At 36.4% G+C, this 19,050-nt stretch carries 21 protein-coding genes; all 21 read left to right on the forward strand.

Annotated features, from left to right (window positions below; genetic code table 11):
• The 21 genes from P402_RS0100505 to P402_RS0100605 all read left to right on the forward strand — a co-directional run bounded on the left by P402_RS0100505 (nucleotide 1) and on the right by P402_RS0100605 (nucleotide 18,973).
• Nucleotides 1-1,845 (forward strand): VirB4 family type IV secretion system protein, encoded by a 1,845-nt coding sequence (locus tag P402_RS0100505; RefSeq protein WP_026826952.1) that lies wholly within the window; start codon nucleotides 1-3, stop codon nucleotides 1,843-1,845.
• A gap of 17 nt (nucleotides 1,846-1,862) precedes the next feature.
• Complete coding sequence (locus P402_RS16955; protein ID WP_160168599.1) at nucleotides 1,863-2,036, forward strand: hypothetical protein; 174 nt, start codon at nucleotides 1,863-1,865, stop codon at nucleotides 2,034-2,036.
• Between the two features lie 17 nt (nucleotides 2,037-2,053).
• Complete coding sequence (locus tag P402_RS0100515) at nucleotides 2,054-3,361, forward strand: hypothetical protein (RefSeq protein WP_026826953.1); 1,308 nt, start codon at nucleotides 2,054-2,056, stop codon at nucleotides 3,359-3,361.
• 116 nt (nucleotides 3,362-3,477) lie between these two features.
• The gene (locus P402_RS16665) at nucleotides 3,478-4,722 is read left to right on the forward strand and encodes an SH3 domain-containing protein (RefSeq protein WP_051525096.1); all 1,245 of its coding nucleotides are present in this window, start codon (nucleotides 3,478-3,480) and stop codon (nucleotides 4,720-4,722) included.
• 19 nt (nucleotides 4,723-4,741) lie between these two features.
• Entirely contained in the window at nucleotides 4,742-7,546 is a 2,805-nt protein-coding gene (locus P402_RS16670; RefSeq protein ID WP_026826954.1) for a hypothetical protein, read from the forward strand.
• A complete protein-coding gene (locus tag P402_RS0100530; protein WP_026826955.1) occupies nucleotides 7,543-7,995 on the forward strand; it encodes a hypothetical protein in 453 nt (150 codons plus the stop codon). The genes P402_RS16670 and P402_RS0100530 overlap by 4 nt, the downstream gene beginning before the upstream one ends.
• Nucleotides 7,992-8,867, forward strand: coding sequence for a Flp pilus assembly protein CpaB (gene cpaB, locus P402_RS0100535; protein ID WP_026826956.1), 876 nt, complete (start codon nucleotides 7,992-7,994; stop codon nucleotides 8,865-8,867). Before P402_RS0100530 ends, cpaB begins: the two co-directional genes overlap by 4 nt.
• An 11-nt stretch (nucleotides 8,868-8,878) precedes the next feature.
• Nucleotides 8,879-9,688, forward strand: coding sequence for an AAA family ATPase (locus P402_RS0100540; protein WP_026826957.1), 810 nt, complete (start codon nucleotides 8,879-8,881; stop codon nucleotides 9,686-9,688).
• A gap of 5 nt (nucleotides 9,689-9,693) precedes the next feature.
• Complete coding sequence (locus tag P402_RS0100545) at nucleotides 9,694-11,145, forward strand: CpaF family protein (RefSeq protein ID WP_051525097.1); 1,452 nt, start codon at nucleotides 9,694-9,696, stop codon at nucleotides 11,143-11,145.
• Between the two features lie 23 nt (nucleotides 11,146-11,168).
• Nucleotides 11,169-12,086: a hypothetical protein gene (locus tag P402_RS0100550; protein ID WP_026826959.1), complete on the forward strand. Its 918-nt coding sequence runs from the start codon at nucleotides 11,169-11,171 to the stop codon at nucleotides 12,084-12,086.
• A 38-nt stretch (nucleotides 12,087-12,124) separates the two neighbouring features.
• A complete protein-coding gene (locus P402_RS16675) occupies nucleotides 12,125-12,940 on the forward strand; it encodes a hypothetical protein (RefSeq protein WP_152538808.1) in 816 nt (271 codons plus the stop codon).
• A 143-nt stretch (nucleotides 12,941-13,083) separates the two neighbouring features.
• The gene (locus P402_RS17100; RefSeq protein WP_235188796.1) at nucleotides 13,084-13,224 is read left to right on the forward strand and encodes a hypothetical protein; all 141 of its coding nucleotides are present in this window, start codon (nucleotides 13,084-13,086) and stop codon (nucleotides 13,222-13,224) included.
• A 51-nt stretch (nucleotides 13,225-13,275) separates the two neighbouring features.
• Nucleotides 13,276-13,527 (forward strand): hypothetical protein, encoded by a 252-nt coding sequence (locus P402_RS0100565; protein ID WP_026826961.1) that lies wholly within the window; start codon nucleotides 13,276-13,278, stop codon nucleotides 13,525-13,527.
• Nucleotides 13,528-13,607: 80 nt separating this feature from the next.
• The gene (locus tag P402_RS0100570) at nucleotides 13,608-14,003 is read left to right on the forward strand and encodes a DUF4320 family protein (RefSeq protein WP_026826962.1); all 396 of its coding nucleotides are present in this window, start codon (nucleotides 13,608-13,610) and stop codon (nucleotides 14,001-14,003) included.
• Nucleotides 14,000-14,596 (forward strand): hypothetical protein, encoded by a 597-nt coding sequence (locus P402_RS0100575; protein WP_026826963.1) that lies wholly within the window; start codon nucleotides 14,000-14,002, stop codon nucleotides 14,594-14,596. Before P402_RS0100570 ends, P402_RS0100575 begins: the two co-directional genes overlap by 4 nt.
• Entirely contained in the window at nucleotides 14,593-15,303 is a 711-nt protein-coding gene (locus P402_RS0100580) for a hypothetical protein (RefSeq protein WP_026826964.1), read from the forward strand. The genes P402_RS0100575 and P402_RS0100580 overlap by 4 nt, the downstream gene beginning before the upstream one ends.
• Nucleotides 15,304-15,437: 134 nt before the next feature.
• A complete protein-coding gene (locus tag P402_RS0100585) occupies nucleotides 15,438-15,827 on the forward strand; it encodes a hypothetical protein (RefSeq protein ID WP_026826965.1) in 390 nt (129 codons plus the stop codon).
• 56 nt (nucleotides 15,828-15,883) lie between these two features.
• Nucleotides 15,884-17,512: a lysozyme family protein gene (locus P402_RS0100590; protein ID WP_026826966.1), complete on the forward strand. Its 1,629-nt coding sequence runs from the start codon at nucleotides 15,884-15,886 to the stop codon at nucleotides 17,510-17,512.
• Nucleotides 17,512-18,021, forward strand: a complete 510-nt coding sequence (locus tag P402_RS0100595; RefSeq protein WP_026826967.1) for a hypothetical protein — start codon at nucleotides 17,512-17,514, stop codon at nucleotides 18,019-18,021. Before P402_RS0100590 ends, P402_RS0100595 begins: the two co-directional genes overlap by 1 nt.
• A 68-nt stretch (nucleotides 18,022-18,089) precedes the next feature.
• Nucleotides 18,090-18,287: a hypothetical protein gene (locus P402_RS0100600; protein WP_026826968.1), complete on the forward strand. Its 198-nt coding sequence runs from the start codon at nucleotides 18,090-18,092 to the stop codon at nucleotides 18,285-18,287.
• A 14-nt stretch (nucleotides 18,288-18,301) separates the two neighbouring features.
• Nucleotides 18,302-18,973 (forward strand): Fic/DOC family protein, encoded by a 672-nt coding sequence (locus tag P402_RS0100605; RefSeq protein ID WP_026826969.1) that lies wholly within the window; start codon nucleotides 18,302-18,304, stop codon nucleotides 18,971-18,973.
• Nucleotides 18,974-19,050 lie beyond the last annotated feature (77 nt).

Here is a 19,050-nt window from a genome sequence, read left to right on the forward strand (position 1 = left end):
ATGGCAAAAAAAGTAGAACAAACGTCGCCATTGATTGAGCAAATTTCTCCAATGGTGATTGAATTTAAGCCTAAGAAAGTTGTATGGGGAGATCGGGTACAGCGCACTTATGTCATCACGCAATATCCTAACCAGGTGTCGGCTGCTTGGTTGTCTCGAGTCTCGAATATGGAGGGTGTGACAGTGTCAATTCAAATTGATCCTACAGACCCCTTTGAACTTGTAAAAGAAATTAGACGTTCTAGTGGTGAGTTGTCATCTCGACTAATGGAAGTCAAAAATCCATTTGAACAACAACGAACAAAAGACCAACTAGAGGATGTACAGCAGTTATTAAAAGATATCGATAGAGATCAACAAAGTGTTCTTAATTTAACTACCTTGCTTTTAGTAGGTGCTGAGAATGATGAATCCTTAGAAGTACGGTGTAGACGAGTTGAAGCAGAGTTAGCTGCAGGCGGACTTAGAGCACGAACGCCGATTCTTAGACAAGAAGATTGCTTAAAAGGACTTACTCCTTGGGAGATGGTACCGAAAAATATCACTGCAATCGGACAACGAAACATGACCGCCAAAACTGCTGCTGCAAGTTATCCCTTTGTATTTTCTGGACTAAATGATGGTAAAGGGATTTTGTTAGGTACAGATACAGCTGGAGGAATTGTATTAACAGATTTTTGGGTTCGACAGTCAGACAGAACGAACAGTAACGTTACTGTTATCGGAAAGCCTGGTGTAGGTAAATCAACCTTAGTAAAAAAAATATTAGCTAATGAGTGGGCTCAAGGTTCTAAAGTAATCGTAATCGACCCTGAAAATGAATATGGAGACTTATGTAAGAACCTTGGAGGGCAGTATATTGACGCTGCAGGAGATCCTAAAGGACGAATTAATCCCTTACAAGTTAGAGCAGTACCAGCTGATGACGATGAAGAAAGTGATCCACTGTTTGAAGATAAAGTAGATGATGGGAAAGCTAAACGTGGTCCTCTAGCACAACATTTTCAGGTTCTACGATCATTCTTCAGAATGTACTTGAAAGACATGACGGTTTTAGAAGAGGTTTTACTAGAAAGAGCATTAGAAGTCCTTTATAAGAGTAAGGGCATCTCTTGGACTACCGAACCTACATCTATATCAAATGAAGACTGGCCAACTCTAGAAGAGTTATACGAATTGATTTTAGAGACTTCTAAAACGAACACTGAAAATGATTCCTCTAAAAATGAGTCAGAAAAAGAGTGGAAAACGCTAGCGATGCGATTGCGATCAAGCGCAATCGGGGCCGACTCATTTTTGTGGAACGGACCAACGACAATTAAAGCTGAAAGTGACTTCATTGTTCTAAATATAAATAAACTCCTTGAGGCAGATGAACGAACTATGAGAGCACAATTTTATAATATTTTAGGTTGGGTTTGGGATGAAGTGAGTAGAGATAAGGACGAACGAGTATTTATTGCTGTCGATGAAACATACTTGTTAGCTGATCCAGATCATCCGCAGCCACTACAATTTTTACGAAATACTTCTAAACGTATTCGTAAACGTGAAGGTGGATTGATGTCAATTTTTCATAACTTAGTGGATATGCTGGATCCTTCAGTTCAAAGATATGGTCAAGCGTTGATTGATAACCCGGTCTATAAATTCATTATGGGTCAAGGGGATAAGGATATCGAAGCGTTACAAAAGCTTATGTCGCTTTCTGAAAGAGAGGTACAAACATTAGCAGATGGTAGACGTGGGGAAGCTCTATTTGTGGCAGGAAGTAAAAGATTGCATTTAAAAATAGACGTCACTCAAGAAGAACTTGAGCTATTTGGGGCTGGAGGTGGACGTTAAATAAGGGGATGACCAAAATGATCAAATCAAAAGAACAAGACTATAACTGCTGTATCAAGTTTACGATGGATCAAAAATTTGAGCTTGAGAATATAGCTAGAGATTACGGCCTATCAATCACACAAATCATTAAAGTAATCACTTTAAAAAAATTAAAAGAGTATAAAGAGTCACCTAATCAATTTATCTGATCGAAAGGGGGAGCAATATGTACGGAATAATTTCTAGTCCAAGAAATAATCATCTGTTTAAGTCTGTTTCCGAAGAAGAATTAGTCTTTGAGGCTATTGACGAGTTTGGTGATACCGAGTTTTTAAATGCATGTACTAAGGTTTCGAGAGTAACACTAAATTATGTTTTGATTGATCTTACTTGTGCCTCAGAACAAGCTCTTACAAAAGGAATAATTAATATCGTATTGAATAAACCATCTACTCGTATCATAACAGTTGGAATTGATCTTAAGGTCGGAGATAAAACGCTTAGTCTACTTATATCTTCTGGTATTTACGATATTGTTTCCCTTCAAGATCCTACTGGTCAAGACTATCAAGAAATATATGAAATGAATCAATACAAGTTAACAGCAGCCATTGAAGAGCGAAAGACATTAGCCGATGCTATACGATGGAAAAGCAGTATGGAACGTTCAGAGATGCTTGCAGATTACGAAGAACCGGAAATTGCAGATAACTCTAAAGAGATTAAGGTTAAAGAAAAAATTATTGTCAAAGAAGTAGTGAAGACTAAAGTCATTAATGTAGAGTCTAGCAGTTGGTTTGTAGTTAACCTTACTCGAAGGGCAGGAACAAGCTTAGTAACGCAATCTTTAGCTAAATTTTTAGCTGATATGGACTTCGATATAAGGGTAACTGAATCACCTTTCAATAAACCTACTTTTTTGTACTCCACAGGTAATCACTATGAATTACCAAGTTCCATAATCGATGGAGACGGAGATACATACTACCAGCCTTACGAGTATAAAAAAATTAAGTGGGATCTCAAAACAAGCTATAGGGAAATTTCCTTTGAGGATGTGGATTTCTTAAAGTTACTAATAAAGGTGAAACAAGGTCTTAACTTGATTGATGTCGGTGATAGCTATTTCGAAAGACCACAAATCATGCAGGATGTTAGAAAGTTAATTGTTGTGTTAGAACCAGAAATTAACGGGCTCTGGGAATGCAGAGAACGAAAGAAGCAAATAGACTTACTAAGCAAAAAAGGTGTAGAGGTCATCTACGTAATAAATAAGTCACATGATCTAATTTCTGATGAATTTGCAAGTAACAATGGATTCGAAAATTATGTCTTCTTACCAATTTTGGATTCAGAGATTATTTATAAAAGATCGTTAAAGAACCAACTTCTTCTAAATTCAACCGATGATATAGATGATGCATTTATCCAAGGTCTAAATAACCTTTCAAAGATAATGAGTATTCCTATTTACCAAGATGCGCGAGAACCAAGAAAAAGAAGAAAAATAAGAATACCGTTCTTGAAAAACTGATTGACCTCATTGTCAAGTGAAGGAATTTACTTTATTTAGTTTAATTGTTATCATATATATAGGAAGAAAAGCGGATAAAAGCATTTAATCACCTATATCATAGGGAGGAATATTTTATGAAAAAGAGTTTATCAGCAGTGATCGCAGCTACAGTATTTTTATCTGGAGTACCTAGTGTAAGCATTCTCGAGAATGCTCCTGGCCAAGTACGAAAAGTAGAAGCAGCTACTTTCAAACAGTTTAAAGGTACGTCTACTGCAGATTTAAATGTACGGAGTGGCCCAAGCACGAAATATAAGAAATTAGGTCTTCTTAAAAAAAATACTGCAGTTACGGTAACTGGAAGTAAAGATGACTGGTATAAGATCTCGTATAAGGGAAAAACTGCATACGTTTCAGCTAAGTACATCAGAAAGAATGAATCAGTCAGTATGTTTAAGCAATTTTCAGTTACTACTACTGAGGCTTTGAATGTACGCCAATCAAGATCTGTGTCATCTAAAAAGTTGGGGCAACTTGCTAAAGGAATTAAAGTGACAGTAATCGGGTCAAAATCAGGCTGGTACACAATCAAGTACAAAGGTAAAACTGGTTACATTTCTTCAAAATATACAAAAAAGACTTCAACAACTCTTAAAGTTCAGTATTACGCTTCTGTAATTTCGACTAAAGCATATGTACGAACTGGTGCATCAACTAAATACAAGGCGGTAGGTACACTGAAAAAAGGAACGAAGGTAGGAGTCTATGGTACTAGCAATGGCTTCTCAAAAATTCTGTTCCAAAAATCGTATCACTTTATCAAATCGTCAGATATTAAAAAGGCTGTCATTTCTTCAAAACCTACAGTTCCTTCGAAACCTACAACTCCTCCAAAAGATACATCTGATAAACCAAGCAATGTATCGGGATATGAGCTGCAAACTGGTAGCTATGCTTTAGCATTGAAATTTGATGAAGTCAATAAAGTAAAAATCTCAAACTCATTTTCTTACGAAACAAAAGTGAAAGAAACAAAGGCAATCGCTGATGCTCTAGGTGCTAAGTCAAACGGATCTGTGATCAATTTGGTAAACACTGTAGATGGGTTTGAATCTTTAGATGATGTTAAGGTTGCCTACGATTTTGCCTACGGCTCGCAAAAATTCAAAATGTATTACTCAAGTGGACGTGATTTACGAATTAAAGAAAGTAAGTACATCATGAAAATCATGTTAAAACCATATCTACCTAATGGCTATGAATCAGTAGTAAATAAATACTTTGACGGTCAATACTACGGTGGAGATGGTTATGGTCCTTATGAAGTTGATGGCTATAAGGTCACTTTCAACGCTGGAAGTATTCGTTTTGAGAAATAAGCATATCGGGGGATTCTGAATGAAGCTGAAGAAAGTACCGCTTATTTTATTGACTATGTTTTTGCTGACAAGTACCTCTGTTGCAGAAGCTAACACAGTCAGTGTAGGTGATAATGAACAAAATGCAGTCAACATTCAAGATGTTGAATTTATTGAGAGTAACGGCATAAAATCTTTTCTTGATTCGACAGTAAGTAGGACTAAAGGAAGAGTTCCTATTCATTCATGGAAAGACCTAGAAGGAAAAATGATCACATCTGATAGTGGGAAAGTAGTTAAACTCATCGATTCAGATCATAACGGAGAAGTAATCGTTACTGAAAGTAAACAACCTACAGTATTTGCTACTTATCGAACAATTGGAGCAGCTGTTCAAAATACGAATTCCGGTTATTCAGCCTTAGCGATTCAGGCATGTGGTGATACAGACTGGCTATCATACGTAAAAAGTATTGGTGTACCTACAGTCTCAAACAGAATAGGTGGGAAGACATATAGCTTAAATCCGAGTCTTTCACGAAAGTATAGACTATTGATTTATGGAACTCCTAAAGATGTCAATGACAGTAGCTATGGAAATGATTACTCAGGTGGACAGTGGCGATACCTTGGTTATTCTCGCTATGGCGGACTGATGATTAATGAAGACTATCCTGAATATATCGGTATCAGTAAATTTGATGCCGATCTATTCTTAAAGTCTGAAAACTATGCAACACGAGTAAAGTACGCTTATGCAATGAAAGATGTTTTCTACTCTCCAAGAGGAAGTCTTTATGATGAAGCTGTTAAAACAATGGGTTACTTTTCTTGGTTAGGGAAAAAGTTGCTCGATTATAAATCTGGATCTTGGTGGTTAAAAAACGAAGACGAAGCTAGAATTCGAATTCAAAGTATTCGAAGAGGATATGAGGCCGGGTTAGCAGTCACACAATATCGAGATCCGAATTCAGGGATATATTGGTATCAGGCATACATCGTTAAAGCACTAGACTTCCCAGAGTGTCCAGAACCCGATATGAAAGCTAATTCACTGACAGCTTCTCGATCATCAAATAACGTAAACCTTACATTCAAAGTTCAGAATGCATCGCCAGATAAACAAATCGTAACTTCAAAAGTAGCAGTACCTTGGAGTGTGAGATGGAATTTTGATGGAATAGATGCAAAGGGAAAAGCTGTTTCCAAAAGTGGAACATTATCAACAGCAACATTACCAAAGTACGGTAAGTCATTCCCGTATGGAACAGTATATAGCAAGTCTTACGGATTCAATCCGAATATAACCACGACGTGGGCGGGCGTGCTTAAGTTTACTGCAGAGTTTAACCCTAATGGAAGCAAGGACATGACAGAGGAGAATTATGCTAACAATAGTGCTAGCGCTAGCTTAATCTGGAGTCCTAAAAGCGTTCCGCCACCTAAACCAGGCACATGCCAAATTGAAGATATAGATCCTCCAGAATATCGATATGACTATGAGTTAGATTTATCAGTTGAACGGCTTGAAACCAAAACTACGGAATCAAATTCCATGACTACAACACCGATTTCGGTTTACAGAGCTAATTATGCAGCGAATCGATTAAAAGCAAAAAATGCAATTAACAAAGACTTATCTTCAAAAAAAGCAACTAAGTCAAGTCAAGAACTAAAAAAGGCACAGTATCAATCAGAGTTAGTCACGTTAAACAAGAAGTTAGCTGATGCTAAAAAAGGTGATGAAGTAGAAAGCTGTGTAATTGATGGAAATGGCAAAGAACAGTGTACGACTAAAACTGTCGTAAACGCTGCTGAAGTCAATGCTGCTCAAGCAGCTGTTAACAGCAAGCAGACTCAAATCAACGATTTAGAATGCGATATTGGTCAAACCGATCAGTGGATTGATCACTACGAGAAAGAATTGGATGAAGTCAATGCTGATGAATCTAAATATAGCACCACTAATCCTAATTTAACGCTAAAAGTGAACAACGATGTGAAAAGCGAAACGCATGTTTCGTTGAAGGAAGGAGAACGGAAAACAGTAAGTTTATCTTGGAAGGTAGAGGATGAAGCAACTGTAGTGGCAGAAATCAATGAAGACGGAACTTATGAAGAATATGTTGACGGCGTGGAAGACGTTTACGCAAATAATGTTCGTGAAACGACGATATTCACACCTTCAAGGGAAGTTGGTATGTGTGGACCAAGTTCTGAAGCTAGTGGTCCAGTAATCACTATAAGCGACTCTATTTTAGGAGACAGAACGTATACCGAGACATTAAGAGGATCCATAAATAGTGTGTTTCCTGCAAAGTTAAGAGCTGGATATGGGTTCACGTATACAGTTGATACTCAATACTTCAATGAATATCAACCATTGTATAACGGTACAGCGAAGAACGCAGCAGTTCAATATGAATATTCACCTAATGAATTGGACACTATGCAAGCTCTCGAAAGAATCACAGATACAGGTCAGTTTGCTCGATTCGTACCAAAAACTGTATATGTAACAAGAAATTCAGGCGTTGTGTTTAATACTAACAATCCAGCGCAATCATCAGAAGAACTAATTAATGGTGGACGAAAATGGTATTCAAATTTCGAACAAAAAGACGGTAAATATCCTTTTGAAGTAAACGTAGGACGAGGCGGAGTAAATGAGCTCGGCTTATGCCTTACAAGTGAAGTAGAGATTAAAGGTACCGCCATGGATGACTTCGTTCGTAGATCCGTTTCACCGAGTAAACCGTTTCCTACAGGAAACGGATGGGACTGGACCGGTAAGAGCAATATTATTAGTGGTTTGGTTGACTGGGTTAAAGGAGCAAACTTATGAGTAAAATGACTTGGTTTGGTTTAGTTGTAACTCTATTCACCATGTGTTTTGCCTTTCAAATTGACTCTATCGTTTTGAATGCAAGTATGATTGATAATCGTGACGCAGTTAAACAAGCTTCAGAATCATCCATTCAAAAATCGATAAACAAAGGTACTTTAAGGGTTAATGAAATGATTGAAATCGATCCCGTGAAGTTTAGTCAAGAGTATCAAAAAGATTATGCCTTAAATAATGATTTCAATTATGAGGGTAGTAAACGAAACTTTAAAATCGTCAAAGTAAACACTTCCCCAGCGATGATAGCCGTCGAGGGGGAGGTTGTAAACGATTCTACATTTAAGCGTATTACTAAAGATCAAGAAGAAGAGGTAAGTATACTGTCTAAAAATATTGTTATTTATGAAGCACGAAGTAAGCTGAAGATTCCAGGGGGGAACTTAGATTGAAAAAAATCAAAAAGCAGACTAAACGAAAAATCATAGCAGCTGCACTCTCATTAACAGTAGTTGGATCCATGTACGCATACAATGCTTATGCAGTGGAAACAGCTGTTAATCCTACTAAGATTGTTCTAGTTAAAAACGATATTCAACCACATACAAAAATTACGGAAGAAATGATTTTTGAGCGAGAGGTACCAGGTAACGCTATCCCTCCTAACGCATATTTAAGTAAGGAAGAGGTTGTAGGAAAGTACACTACAGAAGGTTTTGGGATTTCTGCTAATAGTTTTTTCCTTAAGAACAATGTCAAGAGCAAAAACAAACTTCCTGATTCAGCAATCCTATCTTTACAAGAGGGTGAAGTCGCTTTTCCTTTACTGGTAGATCTAGAAACTAGTTCAGGAAATTCAATTGTCCCTGGTACTTTTGTAGATCTATATTTCTTAAATGTAGAGGGTTCGCAGGGAGAATTAATGACTGATGTTAGCAGTAAAAGTGTTTTGTTTGGTGGTCTATTTCCTCAAGTAAGAGTTACTAGTGTAAAAGATAATGAAACAAATGATGCTTTTCGAGAGGAGCAAGATTCAGAAGGTGAAACAAGAGAAGTCAAAAGTGCGGCAAGACTGTACACATTGGCAGTCACTCCGGCACAACTACAGTACTTAAATCGTGCTAAAAATCTAGGTACGATCATGCCGGTCGCAACTCAGAATGTTGAGCAGAAAAATGATAAAAGTCTAATCACATCATTTAATCAAGTATCAGATCAGACTGTAATTTTAAAATACATTGAAGAAAAGTCTAAAAACAAAATTAGTGATCTCGTTAAAGCACAACTTAGTCTAGGTAGAGAATTTAGTCAGGTGAAAAAATAAGGAGGATAATTATGCCAACAATTATTGCTTTTAGAAGTGTCACTAGGGGAGCAGGAGCCTCAACTTTAGCAGCAACATTTGCTAAGGAAACTGCTGTTTTAAAACAAAAAGTCTTGCTTGTAGAAGCGAACCTAATTAGTCCATCTTTTGCTGCTAATACTGGTGTATCACACAGTACAAAGAACTTTTTGAACCTTGTCAATCAAGGGAACGAGAGCTACAAAATCACTAATTTTATTGCTAGTCCTGAAGACGTTGATAATAAAAAACTTGCTGCTCAATTAAACGGAATGGACGTACTAGTTGTTCCACGTTATCAAGGTAAACTGGATCAAATTAAGCTAGAGAACCCTAGTCAATGGATTGAAAAATTCATGAATACACTTAAAGAATTACCATACGACTATATTGTAATTGATGTTCCAACTGAATTAGACGAGTTCACATCCTATCCGATTTTAAGTGCATCCGATGAAGTTATCAATGTAGTAGATAATACTCCGAAATCAGTCATTGAATACAGAAATGAAAAGATATGGTTAAAGGAAAATTCGCTGGAATTTAAAGAAATATTAGTCATCAATAAACATGAAAAAGATTATCAAGGAAACATCTACGAACTTATTAACGATACACCTTATATTCCGATTCCATATGATCCATTACGTTCTAGAGAAGAATGGCTACTTAAAATTGGTAGTGATTTAATCAATGTCAAAATCCAAATTCTACAGAATCACATTGGGGTTCAAGGTGTTGGATATCAAGATAAGTCAAGAAATAAGGGGGGGTTACTAACTCTTCTAGGATTAAATAAATAACAGAGGTGAGAAAAATTAGTACAAAAATTGATTTGTTAAATCCATCGAAGGGCGTAAATCAATCAGCCAATAAAATTGATTTCTTTGAGATGTCCTATGCTGACAAACAAAGTAAGACAAAATTATTAGGAGAAAAAGAACAAGACCTAATTGAAGAATCTGTAGAAAGGGTTAGAAAGTATCTCATTGAGACAAATAAGTCATTGTTAGAATCGTCATTTCTTGATAAGGAGAAGAGACAAAAATTAAACTCAAGAATTTCAGAGTTCATTCAAAGGAATGGTATTGCTATTCCTAACATTGATCACCAGGAACTTGTAAGTACAATACTTGATGAAATAACTGGATTTGGTATCATCCAGCCACTTATTGATCGAGATGATATTACTGATATATTCGTTAACGGAGTGAGTTCGATTCGATATATTGGTCCAAACGGAGACACTATCTTTAAGGATCCTTATACCGATGAAAAAATCACATTCTCAAGCGAAGAGGAAATTTTAAGACTTGCATATAGATTAGTAAACGTTACGGAGTCTACTTTAACAACTGCAAAGCCATATACGGATGCAGCTCTTCCTAGATTGCGATTGAACATAATGAAATCAGATATTTCTGGAATCGGAACCTCTATTTCAATACGAAAAAGTTCTTCAGAACTTAGAGCAACTCGAGAAAGAATGTTACGTACCAATCAAGCTTCGTTGGAAGAATTAGACTTCTTTAAGGCTGCAGTTCAAGCGAAGCTTAAAATTCTTATTGTGGGTGGTACTGGTACAGGGAAGACAGAATTTATCAAACACCTAGCCCAGCATATTCCCGATAATGAACGAACTTTAGTCGCAGAAGATGATCCTGAGTTGTTCTTACATGAATTGTATCCCTCTAAACACTTCTACACTTTTGAATGTCGTATGACTGGTAACCAAGAAACTGATATTCCATACAGTATAGGTTTGAAACTGGGACTACGACAGCATCCTCGAAGAATCATTGTCGGAGAAAGTCGGGGAGAAGAAGCTATGCAAATGATAGAATTTTTTGAATCAGGACATAGTGGATTCACGTCAATTCATGCTGAAAGTAGTGAAGAAGCTCTTCAACGTCTCAAAAAGATGTGTCTACGATCAGGTGTTAATTTAAGTGGAACAGATATTCTACAATCTATAGCTGGAGCTTTTGATTTAATTGTTGTTTTAGAAAAATTAGAAGACCATAACCGTTATTTTACTCAGGTATCTGAAATCGCTAAATTTGATTATGGAAGTGGCCAAGTAATATTAAACGATTTATTCGGTTTTGATTATAACAAAGACGATTTTCAATTTAATACTGAAGGAAAAGTTGAGAATTTAAATGGTGTACACATCATAAGAAATAAGTTATCGGAACGTTTGAAGAAAAAGCTATCTAGATCATTAGCGAATCCAGAACTGTACAGCAGCTTAACATAAATTTTAAGGAGGTGAGGTGATAAATGGACTGGATTCTAACAGCTATTCTTTTTTTGATCATATACACATTTATTCGATTCGTTTTTCAACCGAATAGTAATATTGCTGATTTACTGGTCGAGAATCAAAGTTCCTATAAAGTGCAAAATTATGAGTTGAAAAATCGATACTCAAAGTTTACCTTAAGCCCTAAAAAACTGAGGGAAGAAGCTCTGTTCTATGAATGGAACTTAACCCCTTTGAAATGGTTGGGAATAACAATATTATCAGTGACTACAATCTCGTTATTCTTTTACTTCTCGTTTGGTAAGAATGAGTTAATGCTTCCTTTAGGATTGCTTGGAATTGTCGTTCCAAGAATCATGGTAAATCGAAAGAAGCAGAAACAACGAGTGATCTTGCTTGATAGACTACTGATTTTCTTGAGTGCCTTTACTTCAACTCTACTTGTTACTCATCAATCTGTTAAAGCTTTAAAAGAAATCAAGAGTCTCCAGCATTATACGATTCAAGATGATATCGACAAGATTATAGTAAGTATTTCTTCTGGTGTCGGAATTCGAAAATCATTTGAGGACTTTGTAGAGAAATACCCGTTCAAAATGCTGAAGTTTTATGTAGATCAGCTCGATATAGCTGATCGGGATGGTGGTACAGATTCTTATAAAATTTTAGCTGATATAGTGAACGACATTGAGTCCGAAAAAACTCTTATTGCAGAATTGAAAACTAATTTGGTTAGAGAAAAAAGAGCTTATTACCAGAATGCTGCATTTGTCTTATTAGTACCTTTGTTGTTTAATTTCATGCCAAAAATGGCTGATGCGCTAACCCAAACATTTGAAGGTAGAGCAGTGATTGCATTCAATTTTTTAGCTGTCATAGGAATATATTTCATCGTTAGAAAACTTTCTAACTTTAATCCAATGGCAGAGAAGTAAGAGGGGGTGAAAAAATGCTAATATTTCTTTCAATTCTGTTGTTTGTAGTTGTATCTGTAGCAATTTACTACATTGTCACTCCTAATGATGGAATAACAGCTACAGAAATACTCTTGGAAGGAGGTGATGATCAGGAAAATATTTTCAATACAAATAGTCAAAAAGCAGGAGTGACAAATCAGAAAATAAGAGAATTAGAAGACAAGCTAAGATACGCTGGAATGCAACTTGACGTAAAGAAATTTAGACAGATTAAAATTCTTTATGCAGTGGTACCTACTACGTTATCTTTACTGTGTATGACTTTAACAGGTGCACTAATGTTTAAGATTTTAGCGTGTGTTTCTCCATTCTTGTACTTCTATCCGAACTTTCAGTTACGCCAAAATATGAGGTCGGCAATTACGAATAGGAGACTTGAGCTACCAGGGTATTTAAAGATTGTTGCTACTCTTTTAAAAAACTATACATCTACGAAAGCAATAAAAAAATCGGTTGAATATGCTGGGCCATATCTAAGACCCTTTGTTGAAGAACTTGCAATGAACTTAGAAACAAGACCCGGTGATGATTTAGTTTTAAAAGAGTTTGCACAGAAACTAGAGATTGCTGAAGCTCATACCTTCGTAATTGCTATCAAGCAAGCTACAGAGGTAAATAAAGAAGGGGCTCAAATGATCTTAGATGACCAAATTAAACTTATGGATAAACTTCTTCGTGAGAATTACAAGTACCTTATTTCTACTAAACCTATGGCGTTTTCTAAATGGAACTTTGCTGTAGTTATGCTAATTCTTCTTTATCCACTGGTAATTTTGTATGTGACCTTTAATCAGTCAATGTTATCTATGTAACTTACTCAACTTAATTGAATGGAGAGATAGAAATGAATTTAATGATTATCTTAACAGTATTAACGCTAACGCTAGCGCTAGCAAAAACACTTGCTCCTAAGTGGACAGCCTCAGAGGTATCGCAGAACTCATCAGAAACGGGAATGTGGATCGTAGGTGGAATCTTCGCAGCAGTCATGGCTGTTGGATTGATCTATACAGCGCTACAAACGTCATTCACGAATCACGGTACGAAATTAAAAGACACATCTAATAAGTTCGATCCTGGTACTTGGTCTAAATAAAAAAACTTCAATTAAAATATCAAAAAAATTAAATTGAAAAGGATGATAGAAATGAATTTAATGATTATCTTAACAGTATTAACGCTAACGCTAGTGCTATCAAAAACGCTTGCTCCTAAATGGACTGCTTCAGAGGTTTCGCAAAACTCTTCAGAGACAGGAATGTGGATTGTAGGTGGAATCTTCGCAGCAGTCATGGCTGTTGGATTGATCTATACAGCGCTACAAACGTCATTTACGAATCACGGTACGAAATTAAAAGATACATCTAATAAATTCGATCCTGGTACTTGGACTAAATAATCAATGAACTGTAACGAGTAAGACAAGAGAAGAAGAGTACTTCTTCTCTTGCTTCTTATTAAGTAAGGGGAGGATGTACTTTGCAAAACACAGCAACAACAGCAATCTTGATTACAATGTTCATTCTTTTTAGTCTATTGATTCCTGAAGGAATAATTATGAGCAATGAGAAAACGAAGGTTCAGAACTTAGCAAATGATGCAGTGGAATTAGCAGAAAGACAGGGCGGATTTGATTATGAATACGAAGGAGTTACTCACTCAATCGTAGGACAAATTAAAACACGCATGAAAGAAGATGGACTAGAGAACTACAAGATTTCCTATACACAAGGGAAGGTCCAACACAATCAAGGGTTGTACTTTGAAATCGAAGGAACCTATAGGTATGAAATATTTAACTTGATTGGAATATCGAATATGGATTTCACATTACATGCTAGGAAAATGGGAGTCAGCGAGGTTTTATTTAGATGATCAGATTCCCTATAGAACACGTACGTATAAATATTTTGTTCGAAAGCGCCACACTCAATCTCATTTTATTAATTGGTGCTTGTTTATTATTTAGCTACTATACGATTTACAACCTGTATACGGATATCAAATTTCGAAGAACCTCTAATGTTCAGCATGTAGTATTTCTTATCTTAGGACTCTTCTACTTTGATTACGTTCATCCTAATAGTTTAATTGTTTTATTTGTCATGCTTATTGCTTTAATTTTTGGGATAATCATTGAAAAAATGAGAACTTCTAGCCCAGGTGATACAAAAATGTTTGTGGTTATGAGCGTTTGGATTACATCATTTACAAATGATAATTTGATTCATCAAACCTTAGTATTTTGTGTAATTACGTATCTACTGCAGTTAGGAATCGGATGGATCTCATGGATCAGAAAAGAAGGATTTCTTAATGCTTTGAAACAACAAAGAGAGCAACTTATCCTAGTACTTACTCCTGGTGCGCCGTTAGGAAAGGAAGTCATTTTCGAAAATTGGCCGGGTGCTGTTAATATGTGTTTAGGAGCAATCTTAACACTTTTAGCAAGGGGGATTTTGGTATGAGCAAAGTATGGACTACTGAAGATTTAAGAAAAGAAGAACGTAGATGGCTTGAAGCGAGGTGGGTTTTTGCAATAGGAGTCACTATAGCATTTATTGGAATGTTTTCTACAAGGTTTATAACTGAATCATTGACAAGTCCAGTATCAAAAATATCTGATGTGATTTTTTATGGATCGATATGTTATGTGGTAGTATGCACTATCTTGTATTTAAGAATCTATAAAAAAGTAGATTATAAAAAAGAAGGAAAACAGCTTAGAAAAGAGTTGGGAATTAAAAAACTAGATTTCCGTAAGTTGAATGATGGAAGTTATGAAATGCACCATCAATTGTACTTAAAAGAAGAAATGAAAGAGATGCGTGATAAAGGCATAACCTCAGATGAAATAACAGCAAGGTGGAAAAAAGATCTTGTGAGTGATTTTAAACGACTTGAGTCGTTTATGAGAGCTAAAGATTTGAAAGGTGACCCTGTAGTCATACACACATATACACACATAAGAATGTATAAAATTTGGAATGAAATAGCCCAAGATGTAGGGATCGAATTAGAAGTGATGAAAGGCAATAATCAAAAACCAGTAGGGTTCAAGTGGCGTGCCTGGAAGGATGGAGTCTATAGAACGAGTGGGAAAAAGGCAGATAAAGGCTCTATCCCTAAAGACATTGAATGGAATAAGTATGTTCTGACTTCTAAAACCGAATAAAGACGCATTTTCAACTACCAATTATTGGTTCGTATTGCATCTTTATATCACTTTGTGACATTATGAAGTTAGAAAAGTCTTCTTCTTCATAACCTGTACACGAAGAAAATCTTTAGAAAGAACAGGGATGCTATATGCCATTTAAAACATTTGCGGTACGCAATGAAGTAATCCTACCCATCCATTACCTTAGAGGTTTAAGTAAGTTAAGAGAGAAGGAAATGGGATGGAATGAAATTTTTGATAACGGTCTTGGAGTGGTTAAAGAAATCAAGGAACGAAATCATAAAATAATTGCCCCACCGACAACCGGTGTACGAAAAGAACGAATGGGACATGATTTTAAAGATGGCGTTTTTGATGAAATGAAAGTATATGCAAAGCATTTTGGCTTAAAACAAGCAGAATTGATTGAGCTATTTGCTTGGATATACTTCTCCACTCAATTTACTGAACAGGAAAAAGAATTCTTCCGACTAAATGAATGGATTTTTTATGTCGAAAGTGATTCTGACACTGAATAGTAAATCTTCACTTCAGATCCTGCAGCCTAATAATAATTAGCTGAGGAGACGACTTTATGATGCTAAAAATTAAACTAGCTTCTTTTGCACTTAAGCATTGGAAAGAGCTGGCGGGCGCAGTGGGTATAATCTTAGCGATTATTCTTACTGTGCCTTTTCTTGTCTTTACAGGTTTTATGCCTGGGGGAGAGGAAGCTAAAGTTAAAGAATATGCCAATGTAGCTAGTGAGTTCGGTATAGATTGGCAAGAACTCATTGCGTTTGATATGGTGCGTTTTGATAATGATCTCGATAAAGGTGATCCAGAAGAAGCAGCATTGTATTTTATAGAGTTGAGTGTAGAAAAGCTAAAGGTAGAGAGTGTTAAATGCGAAAAGAAAAATAAGAAAGGTGAGTGTATCAAAGGCGGAGGAACAATAGAAAAAGTAGTATCGAAAAAAAAATACAAAGGTAAGAATCAAATCTTATCGTTTATAAAAAGTAGTGGTAGTAGCACAAAGAACATAGCAGAATCGCTAAGGGAAATTGGTGCTAAATCAACTTATAGAGTATCGATGTCTTCACATGGTGTAGACGAAGCTATGGATCTCGCAAAGTTTACTAAAGTGATGAAAAGAGACGTCAAGCGTATTCTGGATAGTGGGATGCTCATGGAGATGTATCCTGATCTCCAATCAGTATCAGGAGGGATTGGTCTTTGTATTGGTGATGTTGCCCCTGGAGGTAGTGCTAAAGGCGTTACAGATAACGTGAAGGGCTATAAGTCGCTCATTGAAAAGTATGCAAAGAAATACGGAGTAGAACAGTACACAGGATGGCTTATGGCCATGATGCAACAGGAAAGTTCAGGAATGGGAACGGATCCAATGCAATCCTCAGAAGGACCATATAACACGCGATATCCTAAAGGGCCTAACGGTATTCAGGATGCTGAATACTCGATCCAAGCAGGTGTACAAGAGTGGAAAGCATCAATCCAAAAGGCTGGAGGTGACATGATGATCGCCGTTCAAACCTATAACTTCGGTGGCGCATTTTTACCTTGGATTAAGTCGCACGGAAACAAATATACACTAGAAAAAGCGCAAGAGTTTTCTAAATACTGGTGTTCGTCACACCCAACTCAACTAGGATGTGGTGATGGAGTACACGGTACACCTCAACATGCCATGATGGTGTTGAAGTATTATAACAACCCTGGTAAAGCATCGTGTGATTCGATGGGTGGAGATTTCATCGCTGGTAAAGGTGATTTCATTTCACCTATGCCAAAAGATACCTACACTAAAGGTACTTGGCACCAATTCAGGTCGCCAGCCTGGCATGCAGGTGTTGATTTGAACGTTCATTCTTGGGCAGATGAAGGGAAAATTGGAATTTATTCGATTGCTGCAGGCAAAGTAACTAGAGCAGAATACTCATCGTCTTACGGAAATGTAGTGTATATCAAGCACAAGGTAAAAGGTAAGAGTTTTGAATCGGTATATGCTCACCTAGCTTACACGCCGTTGGTTAAAACAGGAATGAGTGTCAAGCAGGGGCAAAAAATTGGAATGGTAGGAAATACGCCCGGGGTTCCATGGTCCACTTTCCCACACTTACACTTTGAAGTACATTCTCCAGCTTGGACTGTCGATAAAAAGAATGCAATTAATCCAGAACTAGTAGTAAAGGGGCTGTTTTGATGGGGTACAAACGATTTATTTTGATTTTAATCGGTACATTTATAGTTACGACAACCTTGATCATTACAGCTGCAGTAAAAATTGGTGAAGTAAGACATGAAAAACATCAAGTTGAGACTACTAATAATGAGTCTCAAGAGCCCCTTTCTACATTTTTACATGAACTTCCTGAAGTGGACGTAAAGAGTAGGGCTGAAGAGTTCGGTAAATCGGTCGTAGATGGATATTCTTTGTTTAGCTACTTTTCACCTGAAGCCTTTGGGGTTAAGGGAGCTCCTGAAATAATTGAAGGTCCAAATGGAGAAAGCCCGGAAGAGATGGATCAATTAATTATGAATAAGGTGAAACCGTATGGCTTTGTGAAGAAGTATAAGATAAAACAAATAAAGGAGGTGGAAGGTAATACTGAAACTTTATTCGAATTCACTACGGCTAAAGAAAAAGTATATGATGTAAAGCTTCTATACAATAATAAAGGCTTAATAATCACTAAAATAGTCACGGATTAAGCAATAAACAATCGTGTTTTGTAGTTATTTATGATATAATTAAACTATAAAACAAGGAGGAGATATACATGAAAAAACTCCAAAATGCCGATAAAATGCTTGAACTATTACCAGGTTTTTTAGCTTCATCTGCAGCTGAGGGATTGCCTATAGAAGAAGATCTAGTGAAAAAAATCAAAGAGATGTTGTCATTAGGATTAGATCCTACTGAAGAAATTGATGCTTACTATGATGAAAAATTAAAAGAAATATCTTCTAACACGTAAGGGGAGGGAACACATTGAGCACAGATCCTTATTCTCAAGATGGTGTATTGAAGAATAAATTTGGCGAAAAAGATCCTAGAAAGTTGGAGATTTTAGAGAAGAGGTCTACGATTCGTGGATGGATTAAACTACAAAACGAATTGATAGCTACTCCGAATTTAAAGCTAGATGTTTCTTTGATAAAAAAGATTCATAAAAACTTATTTGAGGATGTATATGATTGGGCCGGTGAGTATAGAACGGTGAACATCGTTAAAGGAAAAACGATGTTTGCTAATGCTCTGTATGTACCAGCTGCATTAGAAGATTTAGTTACAAAGCTAAATAGGGACATCACCTCGAAGTCTATTACGTCCAATAACATAGGTGAAAAATTAGCTTATTATTATGGTGAACTTAATATGATCCATCCGTTCCGAGAGGGGAACGGACGTACACAGAGAATATTTATTGAAAAAGTAGCAGATAAGCTGGGTTACTCTCTCCAGTTGGAAAAGGTAGACTCTAAGAAATTACTCGAAGTAACGATTGAGTCAGTAAATGGAACTGGAAGACCTCTAAAGAAAGTCTTTGAAGAGGTGATTGTAACCAAACACTTTAAGAGCCAATCTGAGAAACCACATATAAATAGTAAAAGTATCACTTCAACAAATGTAACCAAAAACAATTATGATTTAGAGAGATAAAGCTATAGGACTAAGTCGAGGCTTCTTTATGAAGTGGATGACTTAGTCCTATTTGCATTTAAAAATAAAAAAGTTTT

The organism is Exiguobacterium sibiricum 7-3 (assembly GCF_000620865.1).
Classification (GTDB): Bacteria; Bacillota; Bacilli; order Exiguobacteriales; family Exiguobacteriaceae; genus Exiguobacterium_A; species Exiguobacterium_A sibiricum_A.

What these genes read in the sequence shown, in the direction of transcription:
- P402_RS0100595 (WP_026826967.1), top strand. Translation starts at nt 17,512, where the DNA reads ATGGGGTACAAACGATTTATTTTGATTTTAATCGGTACATTTATAGTT.
- P402_RS0100515 (WP_026826953.1), top strand. Translation starts at nt 2,054, where the DNA reads ATGTACGGAATAATTTCTAGTCCAAGAAATAATCATCTGTTTAAGTCT.
- P402_RS0100580 (WP_026826964.1), top strand. Translation starts at nt 14,593, where the DNA reads ATGAGCAAAGTATGGACTACTGAAGATTTAAGAAAAGAAGAACGTAGA.
- P402_RS0100575 (WP_026826963.1), top strand. Translation starts at nt 14,000, where the DNA reads ATGATCAGATTCCCTATAGAACACGTACGTATAAATATTTTGTTCGAA.
- P402_RS0100540 (WP_026826957.1), top strand. Translation starts at nt 8,879, where the DNA reads ATGCCAACAATTATTGCTTTTAGAAGTGTCACTAGGGGAGCAGGAGCC.
- P402_RS0100565 (WP_026826961.1), top strand. Translation starts at nt 13,276, where the DNA reads ATGAATTTAATGATTATCTTAACAGTATTAACGCTAACGCTAGTGCTA.
- P402_RS16670 (WP_026826954.1), top strand. Translation starts at nt 4,742, where the DNA reads ATGAAGCTGAAGAAAGTACCGCTTATTTTATTGACTATGTTTTTGCTG.
- P402_RS0100585 (WP_026826965.1), top strand. Translation starts at nt 15,438, where the DNA reads ATGCCATTTAAAACATTTGCGGTACGCAATGAAGTAATCCTACCCATC.
- P402_RS16665 (WP_051525096.1), top strand. Translation starts at nt 3,478, where the DNA reads ATGAAAAAGAGTTTATCAGCAGTGATCGCAGCTACAGTATTTTTATCT.
- P402_RS0100600 (WP_026826968.1), top strand. Translation starts at nt 18,090, where the DNA reads ATGAAAAAACTCCAAAATGCCGATAAAATGCTTGAACTATTACCAGGT.
- P402_RS17100 (WP_235188796.1), top strand. Translation starts at nt 13,084, where the DNA reads ATGTGGATCGTAGGTGGAATCTTCGCAGCAGTCATGGCTGTTGGATTG.
- P402_RS0100550 (WP_026826959.1), top strand. Translation starts at nt 11,169, where the DNA reads ATGGACTGGATTCTAACAGCTATTCTTTTTTTGATCATATACACATTT.
- P402_RS0100590 (WP_026826966.1), top strand. Translation starts at nt 15,884, where the DNA reads ATGATGCTAAAAATTAAACTAGCTTCTTTTGCACTTAAGCATTGGAAA.
- P402_RS0100530 (WP_026826955.1), top strand. Translation starts at nt 7,543, where the DNA reads ATGAGTAAAATGACTTGGTTTGGTTTAGTTGTAACTCTATTCACCATG.
- P402_RS16955 (WP_160168599.1), top strand. Translation starts at nt 1,863, where the DNA reads ATGATCAAATCAAAAGAACAAGACTATAACTGCTGTATCAAGTTTACG.
- P402_RS0100505 (WP_026826952.1), top strand. Translation starts at nt 1, where the DNA reads ATGGCAAAAAAAGTAGAACAAACGTCGCCATTGATTGAGCAAATTTCT.